This is a genomic window from Bacillus sp. EE-W1 (assembly GCF_009760835.1).
Lineage (GTDB): Bacteria > Bacillota > Bacilli > Bacillales > Bacillaceae_G > Bacillus_A > Bacillus_A wiedmannii.
In genome coordinates this window covers 255,084-267,971 of record NZ_WIPE01000064.1, presented here as the reverse complement: position 1 = coordinate 267,971, position 12,888 = coordinate 255,084, and the positions used below count along the sequence as shown (strand labels likewise).

At 34.4% G+C, this 12,888-nt stretch carries 13 protein-coding genes; all 13 read left to right on the top strand.

Translation table 11 applies throughout. From position 1 onward, the window contains the following. Positions 1–593, top strand: a 593-nt coding sequence (locus tag GFJ36_RS29670; protein WP_242015998.1) for a sensor histidine kinase, incomplete at its 5' end; no start/stop codon positions are given. A 223-nt stretch (positions 594–816) separates the two neighbouring features. Beyond that, on the top strand, positions 817–1,911 hold the full coding sequence (locus GFJ36_RS16150; protein ID WP_097890322.1) for an efflux RND transporter periplasmic adaptor subunit: 1,095 nt from the start codon (positions 817–819) through the stop codon (positions 1,909–1,911). Continuing rightward, positions 1,908–2,582 (top strand): ABC transporter ATP-binding protein, encoded by a 675-nt coding sequence (locus GFJ36_RS16145; RefSeq protein WP_097890320.1) that lies wholly within the window; start codon positions 1,908–1,910, stop codon positions 2,580–2,582. Before GFJ36_RS16150 ends, GFJ36_RS16145 begins: the two co-directional genes overlap by 4 nt. Before the next feature lie 2 nt (positions 2,583–2,584). Beyond that, on the top strand, positions 2,585–3,769 hold the full coding sequence (locus tag GFJ36_RS16140) for an ABC transporter permease (protein WP_087984547.1): 1,185 nt from the start codon (positions 2,585–2,587) through the stop codon (positions 3,767–3,769). Between the two features lie 120 nt (positions 3,770–3,889). Beyond that, complete coding sequence (locus GFJ36_RS16135; RefSeq protein ID WP_087984548.1) at positions 3,890–5,257, top strand: FtsX-like permease family protein; 1,368 nt, start codon at positions 3,890–3,892, stop codon at positions 5,255–5,257. Positions 5,258–5,453: 196 nt separating this feature from the next. Continuing rightward, complete coding sequence (locus GFJ36_RS16130) at positions 5,454–5,888, top strand: ferritin-like domain-containing protein (protein ID WP_087984549.1); 435 nt, start codon at positions 5,454–5,456, stop codon at positions 5,886–5,888. A gap of 232 nt (positions 5,889–6,120) precedes the next feature. Next, entirely contained in the window at positions 6,121–6,582 is a 462-nt protein-coding gene (locus GFJ36_RS16125) for a DUF2691 family protein (protein WP_097890318.1), read from the top strand. Between the two features lie 26 nt (positions 6,583–6,608). Next, positions 6,609–7,121 (top strand): GNAT family N-acetyltransferase, encoded by a 513-nt coding sequence (locus tag GFJ36_RS16120; protein WP_097890316.1) that lies wholly within the window; start codon positions 6,609–6,611, stop codon positions 7,119–7,121. A gap of 4 nt (positions 7,122–7,125) precedes the next feature. Continuing rightward, positions 7,126–8,004 (top strand): aminoglycoside phosphotransferase family protein, encoded by an 879-nt coding sequence (locus tag GFJ36_RS16115; protein ID WP_097890314.1) that lies wholly within the window; start codon positions 7,126–7,128, stop codon positions 8,002–8,004. 113 nt (positions 8,005–8,117) lie between these two features. After that, positions 8,118–9,446 (top strand): YjiH family protein, encoded by a 1,329-nt coding sequence (locus GFJ36_RS16110; RefSeq protein ID WP_087984553.1) that lies wholly within the window; start codon positions 8,118–8,120, stop codon positions 9,444–9,446. A 465-nt stretch (positions 9,447–9,911) separates the two neighbouring features. After that, complete coding sequence (locus GFJ36_RS16105) at positions 9,912–10,499, top strand: GNAT family N-acetyltransferase (RefSeq protein WP_097890312.1); 588 nt, start codon at positions 9,912–9,914, stop codon at positions 10,497–10,499. Positions 10,500–10,828: 329 nt separating this feature from the next. Continuing rightward, complete coding sequence (locus GFJ36_RS16100) at positions 10,829–11,461, top strand: YdcF family protein (RefSeq protein WP_060487279.1); 633 nt, start codon at positions 10,829–10,831, stop codon at positions 11,459–11,461. Positions 11,462–11,614: 153 nt separating this feature from the next. Continuing rightward, positions 11,615–12,763, top strand: a complete 1,149-nt coding sequence (locus tag GFJ36_RS16095) for an acyl-CoA dehydrogenase family protein (protein ID WP_087984555.1) — start codon at positions 11,615–11,617, stop codon at positions 12,761–12,763. The last annotated feature ends 125 nt before the right edge of the window (positions 12,764–12,888 follow it).

The window sequence follows — 12,888 nt, the reverse complement described above, 5'->3', positions numbered from 1 at the left end:
GTTTATCGAAGGAGCAAATTAAACATTTTTCTATGATTGCATTTGCGAAATCACAGCGACTTGAAAGCTTAATTGATGAGTTATTTGAAATTACGCGAATGAACTATGGCGTGCTAAATTTAGATAAAAAAACAATTAATATAAGTGAATTGCTTATACAATTAGATGAGGAACTATATCCATTATTGGAGAAACATCATTTAGAAGCTAGGTTGAATGTTAATCCTCATTTATATATTTACGGTGACGGGAATTTGTTAGCTCGAGTATTTGAAAATCTTGTAACAAATGCGGTTAGATACGGAGATAATGGCCAATTTGTTGATATGAATGGATATATTGAAAATGGAGAGATTATCGTACAAATTATTAATTATGGAGATAGCATTCCAGAAGAAGATTTACCCTATCTTTTTGACATGCTTTATACAGGTGATAAAGCAAGAACAGGGCAACAAGGTGGTACAGGCCTTGGGTTATTTATTGCAAAAAATATTGTTGAACAGCATAATGGAACGATTTCAGCAGAAAGTAATGTAATTAGAACAATATTTGAAGTAAGATTGCCAAAAGAAGAGAGTTCAAGAATTTAATGAAAATTTAATGTTTACCCCACTTTTTATTTAACTAGTTTTTTCTATCCTATACGTATGTTAGGTCAAGGAGGAACTGGTAATGAAAAAGTGGGGCTTTTTATATTGTACATAGTATGTACGAGGCTTTATATGTCATTTTCAAAAACGTTCAAAAATTATTCAAGAAAAGGACGTACAGTTTCTAAAAGTAAAACACATGAAAAAGTGAGGATATTATGATATGAAGAAAGCAAAAAAACTAGTCATCGTTGGTGTGGTCACAATTGGTTTAGGAGTAGGGTCGTATATGACATTTGCAGGAGAATCTGAACCAGTTGAAACTTATAAAACATATGAAGTGACAGAAAAACAAATAGAGAATGAGCAAAAATTAGGCGGAGAGGTTATCCCAAATGGTATAGAAACAATTTCATTCGATCCAACAAAAGGTACGTATGAAATAGCTGTTAAAAAAGGTGATGAAATAAAAAAAGGGCAACTTCTTTTTAAATATAATGACCCAATTACTAAACAAGGTGTAACAGAAGCGGAAATGCAAAAGAAAATTGCGCAAAAAGAAGTAACATTGCATCAGAAACAAATGGATGCAGCGAAGCAGAAATTAAAAAAAGATAAAAACGCTGGTCTTCCTGAGGAAACGTTAAAAGCATCAGAAATCGAAGTACAACAATTAGAATCACAAATTGAAATGAAAAGGTTTGAAGTAGAAAAAGCTGATGAAATGATTAAAGCAGCAAAAGAGAAAGTAAACACACTTTCAGTAACGAGCCCGGTTGATGGTGTAATTGATGACATCGTCAAAAATAATGATGCTGGAATGAGTGGGATTACGCTTCGTCACGCTGGTCCATTTAAAGTAAAAGGTCAACTGTCTGAATATGAGCTTGCGAGTGTGAAAGTTGGACAAGAAGTAATAGTTTCATCAAAAACTGTATCTGGTAAGACGTGGTCAGGAAAAGTTACAGAAATCGGATCTACACCAGTAAAGAATATGGATGAAAACAAAAGAGTTTCTAGCTATCCATTCACTGTTACATTAAACGAGAGTGAAGGATTACAAAACGGTTTCCACGTAAACGTGACAAATAAAACAGGCGAAGCAACAGGTACAATCGTTCCGAAAAGCAGTATGGTGAAAAAAGGTGACAAAGATGTTGTATTCGTTGTCAAAGATGGAAAAGCGAAAGAACAAGTAGTTACGGTTGAATTTGAAACGGATCATGAAGCAAAAGTTTCTGGAGTGAAAAAAGGTGTACAAATTATCTCTGAACCTACGAAAAATGTAAAAGATGGTATGGAGGTTAACACAAAATGATTCATTTAAAAGGCATCACGAAATCTTTTCAAAACGGTACAGAGTCCGTCCAAATATTACATGGAATCGATGTAATACTGAATCAGGGGGAATTCACTTCCATTATGGGACCATCAGGTTCTGGTAAGTCAACCTTAATGAACATTATCGGTTGTTTAGATAAACCAACTGCAGGTACGTATGAGCTAGCTGGTCAAAACATTTCAACTATGTCTGAAACAGAACTTGCACACGTACGTAATAAAGAAATCGGCTTTGTATTCCAAAATTTCATGTTACTACCAAGGCTTACAGCCCTTCAAAATGTAGAATTACCTCTTATTTATGCAGGAGTTGATAAAAAAGAAAGACGCGAGCTTTCGTTAGCTGCTTTAACGAAAGTTGGGTTAGCTGAACGTGCTACGCATCTTCCAAGTGAGTTATCAGGTGGTCAAAAACAGCGTGTTGCTGTAGCGCGTGCAATTGTAAATAATCCGAAATTTATTTTAGCCGATGAACCAACTGGTGCACTTGATACGAAAACGAGTGAACAAATTATGGAGCTCTTTTACGAATTAAATAAACAAGGTTCAACGATTATTATGATTACTCACGATCGTGAAATCGGAGAAGCAGCAGCACGTCAAATTGTAATTCGTGACGGCAATATCGTACAAGATTGGAGAGAATAAATTTGAATACGAATGAAAATATACGCATGGCCATATCTTCTATTTTTGCGCATAAAATGCGATCTATATTAACAATGCTAGGCATTATTATTGGAATAAGTGCAATTATAACAATTATTTCAATGGGAGATGGACAGACTGCAAAGATGCAAAAGGAACTTGCAGAGAATCAGCATATGGATGAACTTAAAATAGAATATTTCAACCCTGATTCTCCGACAGAAAAAGCAAAAATTACACCACATATGGTAAAGCAATTGCAAGTGATACGAGGTGTAAAAGATGTGTATCCCAATGTGCATATGGACGTAAAAGTATATACAGGATCAAAAAATGTTTCCTTTAGTTTAAATGGGGGAACAGGAAACTTTATGCAGGACTCTAAAATGAAAATGGTGCATGGGCGAGAGTTAACACCGGATGAACTGAAAAAGCCAATTCCTGTTGTAATTGTAGCTGAAGATTTATTTAAAACACTATTTGAAACTTGGAAAGATGATTTGTATATAGATATAAAAGGAAAACCATATAAGGTTGTCGGGGTGTACAAATATGAAGACGGTTTTCAACGTCAATTTAAATTGTATGAAGGGTATACATCTATCGATAATGCAGCTTTAATTGCAGGGATTGAGGAATACGATACAGTGAAAATTAAGTTATCTTCCCCAAGTGAGCGAGAGGCTGTAGAAAAACAAGCTATATCTGTATTGAATGAATTGAAATCCCCAGAATTTGAGCATTCTTTTACAGTGGAGGATACGAAAGCATATGGTCAAAAAATAGAAGAGTCAACACGAACGATGAAAATAGTATTTGCTAGTATTGCTGGGATTTCCTTACTTGTAGGTGGTATTGGTGTGATGAATATTATGTTAGTATCCGTGACAGAGCGTACACGTGAAATAGGTATTCGAAAAGCACTCGGTGCAACGAGAGGAAAAATATTAACACAATTTCTCATCGAAGCATGTATTTTAACGTCATTAGGCGGGGCGATTGGTTTTGGATTAGGTATGTTTTTTGCTTGGATCGCATCATCAATAGGTGAATGGCCACTAGTTATTTCTGTAAGTCTTGGATTACTCTCAGTTGGAATATCGATGTCAATTGGTATTGTCTTTGGTATACTGCCAGCTAATAAAGCAGCTAAATTAGATCCGATTGAGTGTTTGCGATATGAATAAGTGAAAAGGGTAGTTTGTTAGTAAAGTGTTTTCAAAGAAGAGTAAATACTCCTGCGAGTATTCACTCTTTTTCCAACAAGTCATTGATGTAATGTCTTCTATTTCTGGAGGTTCAGATAAATGAATTTATTTGATATAGTTCAACGTAACATACGGCGTAATTTTAAAGAGTATATACTTTATTTTGTATCGTTAGCTTCCAGTATGCTTATCTATTTTATATTTGCATCACTTCGATATAGTACTCAAATAAAAAAAGAAATGGTTAATAATGTGATGATTAATAGTGTTCTTCAATCTTCAAAAGTGATTCTCATTATTTTTATAGCCATATTTATTATTTATTCTACTAATTTTTTTATAAGGAAACGTAAAAAAGAGGTAGGATTATATTCTTTACTAGGAATAACTAAAAAACAAATTGGTACGATGTTATTTTGTGAGACTATGATAATGGGAGGCGTTGCGTTAGTAGTTGGCATACTGATTGGTAGTGTGAGCTTTAAATTATTTTTAGAGTTGCTAATGAGTTTAATGAAATTACATGTACCTATTCATTTTGAGTTATCTATAAAAGCAATAATAGACACGTTCATCGTCTTTTTATCTATTTTATTATATACAGCATGGAAAAATTCTCGCATCATTTATAAATTTCCATTGATTGAAATGTTTCAAGCTAATCATCAAGGAGAACGTATGCCAAAAGGTTCTGTACTTAGGGCGTATATAGGTCTTATTTTAATGGGAGTAGGATATATATTAGCAGGCTTCTTCCGTGAAGTAGTAAATATAGTGCGGAATCCTATAGATCCAATGAACCCACTTATAAATCCTATAATGATTCCAGTTTTTATTTTGTTTGTAGTTGTTTTTGGGACATATTTTCTATTCACTTCTTATACAGTTATTGTTTTAAAGAAAATTAAAAGTAAAAGAGAAATATTTTATAGCGGAATAAATATAATAAACATTTCGCAATTACTGTACCGAGTAAAAGGAAACGCTAAGTTACTTGCAACAATTGCTATATTAAGCGCCACAGCTTTAACTGCAATTAGTACAGTCGCAGCAGGGTATTATGTAGGGCAATCTGAAACAAAGGGAGATTTTATGCAACTGTATGGAGTTGCGTTATTTATTGGAAGTTTTTTAGGGGTAATATTTGTTTTGGCGACAGGTTCAATTATATATTATAAACAATTATCTGAAGCGTATGCTAATCAGAGATATTATGAAACTCTTCGGAAAATAGGTGTTACGAAAAAAGAGGTAAGAAAGTCAATTTCGAAACAAGTTAGCTTTAGTTTTATTTCACCTCTAATAGTCGGACTTGTTCATAGCTTATTTGCGATACCGATAATAAACAACATGCCTATAAATAATATCATTATTCCTATATTAATTAGTAGTGGTGCATATTGTATAATTTACTTTGGGTATTATGTGTTAACTGTTTATTCCTATTTTAAAGTTGTGTATAAATGAAATGTGTAAAAGATAAAAACGGTTCACTAATAGTGAACCGTTTTTTTGTGAATTTATTATTAATCTATAGGGAAATCAAGCAGTGATAGATAGATTTTTTTAATCGAAGAGTTGGGATTTGCGTTTTCCTTTTATATACATGCTCCTGCTATTTCAAATTGCATAAAATGTTATGTGAAATAATGGAGGGGATACGATGTATAATTCGAATGATTATGATTGGTATAGGCAAAATGATAAGTTGATTCGTGATATTGAGAAAGCAATTAATGGAGAGTTTAGTGCTATAAATTGCTATGCGAAATTAGCCAACATGGCTCCAAATGCGGCGGAACGAAATCAAATTCTTGAAATTCGTAACGATGAAATAAAGCATTTCCATCATTTTGTACAAATCTATACAAATTTAACTGGTCAGCAGCCGAAACCACAAATTACAGAAGAATGTCCAAATACGTACTTACAAGGATTAGAATTCGCAATACAAGATGAACAGAAGACAGTAGATTTTTATTTGGAAATTTCAGATGAAACATCAGATGCACATCTAAAAGAGTTATTGCGCAGAATAGCTGCCGATGAACAAAATCATGCAGTGTGGTTTTTATATTATTTTGTGAAGACGAAGTGAGCATTAAGAATAAATGGCTGATGTGATGAATATATTAGAATTTATTTTAAAGCGCAGTGCAACAATTGAATGGAAAGCTTAAATATAAGCAGAAAAAAACCGTTTCATAAGTAGTGGGACGGTTTTTTCGCGGTGAAATACAAGTTGCATAGGTATCGACAAAATATAGTAGTTGAATTTGGTATATAATGTATGAAATGAAAACGAAAATAAATAAGCTAGGAGCAAATAAATGAAAAGAGGAATTACAGTAGATATTCCAAATGAATATGATAATTTACTTTGGAAAGTGTTAAAGCCAATTGATATTTCTTCATATGATTGGTGGGTAGGGAGTGAGGAGTCATACTTAATAGCACGTGGTGGATTGGATGAGGCATTATTTCCAGAAGAACCAAGTATAGTGGAAGGATCAGATTTGAAAATATTATTTAAAGACAATATATATTATGTTATTTTTGCAGATTTAAAAGCGTATTCAAAAGGAGAGGAAGTAGTAGATATTGAAACATATGAAGAATTTAAAGAGAGTAAGTGTGAATTAGTTTTACTAGTTGCGGATTGTACATACGTCACAATTTACGCTAAAGATCAAAAAGCGATTGAATTGATGTATGAAAACGCACGAAATCAAGGTTTTTATGTTGAATACGTGACAGACGAAAATGACGGTAGAACGCGTTTGTCAGTATAGTAGTAATTTGAAAGGAGAACGGCAATATGGAGCGAAACACAGTTAAAGAATATACAATTCGAACTGCTATTGAAGAGGAAAGCGATAGCATTATTGCTCTGTTAAAAGAAGTAGCAGAGTGGCTACAACATAAAGAAGTGGATCAGTGGCAGTATCTGTTAGGTGGAGAGGCTACGGCTGAAATACTAGAAGGGATAAGAGAGAAATATACATATGTGGTTATGAAAGAAGATGAAATAATCGGTACAGTTACAGTATCTCCTAAACAAAATGAATGGGACGAGCGTATTTTTGGTAAAGAGAATGTTTCCGATTCTTTATATATTCATAGATTTGCAGTGAAACGAAAATATAAGGGAAATGGAATCGGAGAGTGGATTTTACAATGGATAGACGAGAATGTGCACTGTGACAAAGAGTTTTTGAAGCTAGATTGTGTGGGACATAATCGTACGTTGAATGATTTTTATAAGAGAAATGGTTTTGAATATGTTGGGAGTACAGAAGGACTTAGTAAGTTTCAAAAGAGGAGGGGATAAGTGGATGAATCAAATTCCTACTGATTTAGTTAAAAGGTTGATAGGAGAACAGTTTCCTAAATTGGCACATTTAGAAGTGAGACCTGTAAAGTTTAGTGGGCATGATAATAGAACGTTTCACTTAGGGGATGAGATGAGTGTAAGGTTGCCAAGTGATGCGGCATATGCACCACAAGTAGAGAAAGAAAATAAGTGGTTACCGATATTAAGTAAGGAGCTTTCTTTACCGATTTCTACACCAGTTGCGAAAGGTAATCCGTCTGAATCGTATCCATGGCCTTGGTCTATTAATAAATGGATAGAGGGCGAAACAGTTACGAAACAAAATGTTCGTGACTTAAATGAATTTGCGGCGGACTTAGGTGCATTTTTAGTAGAATTGCAATCCATTGATGCGAGTAATGGACCGATAGCTGGAGCACATAATTTTTACCGAGGCGGGCTTATATCTGTATATGATGAAGAAGCGAGAGGTGCTATCGAGAATAATAAGGACGTTTTTGATGAAACTGTATTAAAGCACCTTTGGGATGTAGCACTTCAGTCAACGTGGAAGCGTAAACCAGTTTGGGTTCATGGAGATGTTGCACCAGGAAATTTACTCGTTAAGGACGGAAAGCTTTGCGCCGTAATTGATTTTGGGATTTTAGGAGTAGGAGATCCTTCTTGTGATGCAGCGATGGCATGGACATTTTTTGATAAGGGTAGTAGAACCGTATTTAAAGAAGTATTGCAAATAGATGAAGAAACGTGGAATAGAGCAAGAGGATGGGCACTTTGGAAAGCGTTAATTACATATGATGCGAATAAGATTAGCAATAAAATAGTGGCAGAAGAATCGTATCGTGTTATTCAAGTGATTGTGGACGATTATGAGAGGTAGTAGAAAAAGCCTATTTTTTTAATAGGCTTTTTCATATGAATAAATATTAGAAACTGAAAGAAGGAATGTAACGTTATTATACAGAATATTTAGATAATGGGAGGTGTCGAATTTTGAGTGAAATTGAATTAAAAAGGAATGTAATTAAGACAGGGAGTGAGAAGAGGATCATTCTTCGGTTTATACTCGCTAGTCTAGTTGGGGTGTTTATGTTTTTCGTACCAGTTACGATAAATGGTGCTTCGTCCATTATGATTGATCATATCGTATCCTGGATCAGGACTTCGGTTCCGAGCGTCGTACCTTATTACGCACTACTCGTTATGATAATGGGTGCAATTTATCCGTTTTATACAAAAAAATGGAATGCATCTATCGTAGACATTTGTTTTTCTATTTTAAAAGTAGTTGGTGTTGTCTTTGGTGTATTATATTGCTTGAAAGTAGGACCAGCTTGGTTCTTTGCACCAGATGTAGGGCCGTTTTTGTATGAAAAACTAGTAATATCGGTAAGTTTACTCGTGCCAATTGGTTCGGCTTTTTTAGCGTTGTTAGTCGGGTACGGATTACTAGAATTTATCGGTACGTTTTGTCGTCCAATTATGAGACCGTTATGGAAAACACCTGGACGATCAGCAATTGATGCGGTTGCGTCCTTTGTGGGGAGTTATTCGTTGGCTTTATTAATTACGAATCGCGTGTATAAAGAAGGGAAGTATACGACAAAAGAAGCAGCTATTATCGCTACAGGTTTTTCTACAGTATCCGCAACATTTATGATCATCATCGCAAAAACATTAGACATTATGCATTTATGGAATGTTTATTTTTGGAGTACTCTTGTTGTAACATTCATCGTAACTGCTATCACCGTAAGAATCCCGCCTCTTAGTAGAAAACCAGATACATATGTAACAGAAGAAGGGTTCCCAGAGCCCGTTTATAAAGAGAAAATGCTAGAACGCGCTTGGGAAGATGCGCTAGAAGTATCGAAATCTGCACCGAGTATTATGAAAAATATCGCAGTAAATTTAAAAGATGGATTTATTATGACGATGGGGATTTTACCATCTATTATGTCAGTCGGATTAATTGGTATCGTCTTAGCGAAATTCACGCCAATATTTGATTGGATCAGCTATATTTTCTATCCGTTTACATGGCTATTACAATTACCAGAAGCAGAACTAGCTGCTAAAGCGGCATCCGTTGGTATTGCGGAAATGTTTTTACCTTCTCTTTTAGTTGTAAGTGCACCACTTGTGACAAAGTTTGTCATTGCGGTTGTTTCGGTATCATCTATATTGTTCTTCTCAGCTTCCATTCCTTGTATTTTATCGACAGACATTCCGTTAAAAGTATCGGAACTTATTATTCTCTACGTACAAAGAACGATATTAACATTACTTATTATTACGCCGATTGCTTATTTGTTACTTTAAAGTTTTAAAAAGATAAATCTCTAACAAAAGAAGTCTTCTGTAAAAGGAAGGCTTCTTTTGTTTAAAATCGGGGTATTCCCACATCACTATCATGCTAAGAAAATCAAATATCCTAAAACGTGAAAATATACTATTTTCTGTTTTTGTGATGTTTTTATTTATTTTTTGAATATGACGTCATGCTTCTTAAGAAGATTCCTAGTCCTGCAAAAAAGAAACCTAAGCATAATAAGCTGCCTGGTGTTCCCCAAGTAATTTGATCTAGCATTTTTATCCCCTCCCGTTTATCATTATATAGCATTTATTGGGAATTGTCGAAATTTTCCTTTTTAAAGGTTAGTGATGAGCTTTCCCGCCTTATACGAGAAGAATATATTTGAAAAGGAATTGTTTTAAATACATTCTATTATTCTTATAAAACGTTTTATTTTCATATGATATAGTAACAACAAAGGGGGCTTTCAAATGGAAATAATTCACGAAAGAGCAAAGTTACGGATAATAGATAGTGATGATGTCGAAACTTTGTTTTCGATTGTAGAAGGAAATCGGGATATTTGGGCGTATTTAATTTCTAAAATGGATAGTGTTCAAGATATGCAGCAATACGTGCAAAAAGCGATACAGGGTTATGGGAAGGGTACTCAAATACCTTTCGGTGTAGTGGATCAACAGACGAATACGATTGTAGGAAGTACACGTTTATATAATATTTCAGTAGAAGATAAAACAGTAGAGTTAGGGCAGACTTGGTATCATCCAAGTGTGCAACGTACGAGTATAAATACAGAGTGTAAGTATATGCTTCTTCACTATGCTTTTGAAAAATTGCATATGCTGAGAGTACAAATTAAGACGGATGCAAGAAATGAAAAAGCACAACGAGCAATTGAACGTTTAGGAGCAGTTAAAGAAGGTGTGCTTAGAAATGAAAGAAAATTACCAAGTGGTCATGTGAGAGATGCAGTTGTGTATAGTATTATTGCAAGCGAATGGCCAATAGTGAAAGCTCGTTTATTGGAAAAATTAGAATTGTATAAAGAAAAGTTATAATTCGTGTTTTGAAAGGTATATTGTTCGTAATACATGAAAAATATACCTTTTTTCTTACAAAATGCTACTTTATTTTAATTACTTTTGTTTCATCGTTCCCTTCTGAGAAAAAATTCGTTACAATGTAGTTGTATGGTAATAAACTTATGAATTTAAAACATGTAATGAAAACCGCAAATAAAAATGAATTGATAATCCTCAATTTTAAATGAAAACCCTTTTATATATAAATAACAAGTAAAGTTCCTTCTTTTAAATAAACTCAAACAAAACGATTTGATATAAATGTTTTTTATAGAAGTATGGATGATGTACGGAGGCAATTACAAATGAAAGAAAATAAGAAAAGTAAGAAAAGACGAATCTTTCAAGTATTTTTACTAATGATTTGTTCTGCTATTTTATATGTAAGTTATGCAGCTTACGATATTTGGAGCTATCGTTTTAAAACAGATGATAGTATGAAAACGGATGCTGGTATCGTACTAGGAGCGGCTTCTTGGAATGGAAAACCATCCCCTGTATTTAAAGAAAGAATTAATCATGCGATTTCTTTATATAAGAACGGAAACATTAAAAAGATTATTTTTACGGGTGGTACAAAGTTCGAGGCAGAACTTGAGGAAGCGCGTACTGCAAGAGTATATGCAATGAAACAAGGTGTAAAAGAGGAAGATATTTTAATTGAAACAAAATCCCTTTTCACAGAAGAAAACTTAAAGAATGCGAAGGAAGTGGGAATAGAGAACGGAATACGCACATACACGATTGTAAGTGATCCACTTCATATGAAACGCGCAATGAGAATCGCAAAACATATTAATATTGAAGCGTATGCTTCACCAACGCCGACATCAGCATATAAAACGTTAGACACAGAAATACCATTCTTCTTTAAAGAATTATTCTCGTACATTGGATATGTAACCTCTTTGCCGTTAAAGGCATTGAAGGGAGACTAATATAAGAAAAGAGCCTATTTTAAATGGGAACTTTTCTTATTGGTCAAAAACATTGTATTTTTATCGGAATAGTGAAACAATAGAGAGGTAGCTTCATATAATCATAATGAAAAAGTGAGCGGTTGATGAATCGAACATAAAGGAGATTATAGTATGGCACTCTCATTTGTTGAAACAGAAGAACAATCTTTCATTATTGAACAAATAAATAAATTGATTCCGAAGTTCATGGAAAGAGAGCATCAACTAAGTGAATTAGGATCATTTCCGTATGAAAATATAAGTGATTTGAAAGATATCGGATATACGAAATTAACGTTACCGAAGGAATTTGGTGGTAGTGCGATTTCTTTATATGACTTTGTTTTATTTCAAGAGAAAATCGCGGAAGGCTGCGGAGCTACTGCGTTATCGATTGGCTGGCATATTGGCATTGTGAAAGAGCTAGCGGAAAATCACTCTTGGAATGATGAGATGTTCAAATGGTTTTGCGAAGAAGTACGTAACGGTGCACTCTTTAATCGGGCAGCAACAGAACCAAAAACAGGGAGTCCGACGCGTGGTGGTAAGCCAGAAACAATAGCGGTTCAACAAGGCGAGAAGTGGATTATAAATGGAAGAAAAACTTTTACAACGATGGCGCCAATACTTGATTATTTTATTATTTCAGCGAGTATTGAAGGTCGAGAAGAAGTTGGAGAGTTTGTCATTCCGAGAAATATGCTCGGTGTATCCATTGAAGAAACGTGGGATAGCGTTGCGATGCGAGGGACTGCTAGTCATGACCTTGTCTTACAAAATGTAGAGATAGAAAATCGCTTTTTTACAGATGTAAAGGGCGGGAAAGTGAAACAAAAGGGTATTGGCTGGTTGCTACATATACCAGCATGTTATTTAGGAATTGCACAATCAGCAAGAAATTATGCAGTTCAGTTTGCGGGATCATACAAGCCAAATAGTTTAAATCATTCTATTAGTTTATTGCCGAATGTTAGAAGATTAGTTGGAGAATTAGAACTTGAGCTTATGCAAGCTCGCGTCTTTTTATATCAAATTGCGAAAAAGTACGATGAGGCAGAGGATAAACTATCATTGCAAGCCGAACTAGCAGCAGTGAAATATGCTGTAACAAATGCGGCAATATCTATTGTAGATAAAGCAATGCGCATCGTAGGAGCAAAAAGTTTATCAGAAAAAAATCCGCTTCATCGTTACTATTTAAACGTCAGAGCAGGATTGCACAATCCGCCGATGGATGATGCAACACTATCTATGCTGGCGGATGCGGCGTTTCGGTCGTAGTAATTTTAAACTTGTATTTTATTGTTTATGAGTAATATAGTTGTTTTGAAAGCACGTGTTTGATTAGTAATCGAACACGTGCTTTTTATGTGTACGACATACCAAATTGAGATGTAGATTTTTAG

Coding starts and splice junctions, on each gene's coding strand:
- GFJ36_RS16150 (WP_097890322.1), top strand. CDS start 817: ATGAAGAAAGCAAAAAAACTAGTCATCGTTGGTGTGGTCACAATTGGT.
- GFJ36_RS16145 (WP_097890320.1), top strand. CDS start 1,908: ATGATTCATTTAAAAGGCATCACGAAATCTTTTCAAAACGGTACAGAG.
- GFJ36_RS16135 (WP_087984548.1), top strand. CDS start 3,890: ATGAATTTATTTGATATAGTTCAACGTAACATACGGCGTAATTTTAAA.
- GFJ36_RS16130 (WP_087984549.1), top strand. CDS start 5,454: ATGTATAATTCGAATGATTATGATTGGTATAGGCAAAATGATAAGTTG.
- GFJ36_RS16125 (WP_097890318.1), top strand. CDS start 6,121: ATGAAAAGAGGAATTACAGTAGATATTCCAAATGAATATGATAATTTA.
- GFJ36_RS16120 (WP_097890316.1), top strand. CDS start 6,609: ATGGAGCGAAACACAGTTAAAGAATATACAATTCGAACTGCTATTGAA.
- GFJ36_RS16115 (WP_097890314.1), top strand. CDS start 7,126: ATGAATCAAATTCCTACTGATTTAGTTAAAAGGTTGATAGGAGAACAG.
- GFJ36_RS16105 (WP_097890312.1), top strand. CDS start 9,912: ATGGAAATAATTCACGAAAGAGCAAAGTTACGGATAATAGATAGTGAT.
- GFJ36_RS16100 (WP_060487279.1), top strand. CDS start 10,829: ATGAAAGAAAATAAGAAAAGTAAGAAAAGACGAATCTTTCAAGTATTT.
- GFJ36_RS16095 (WP_087984555.1), top strand. CDS start 11,615: ATGGCACTCTCATTTGTTGAAACAGAAGAACAATCTTTCATTATTGAA.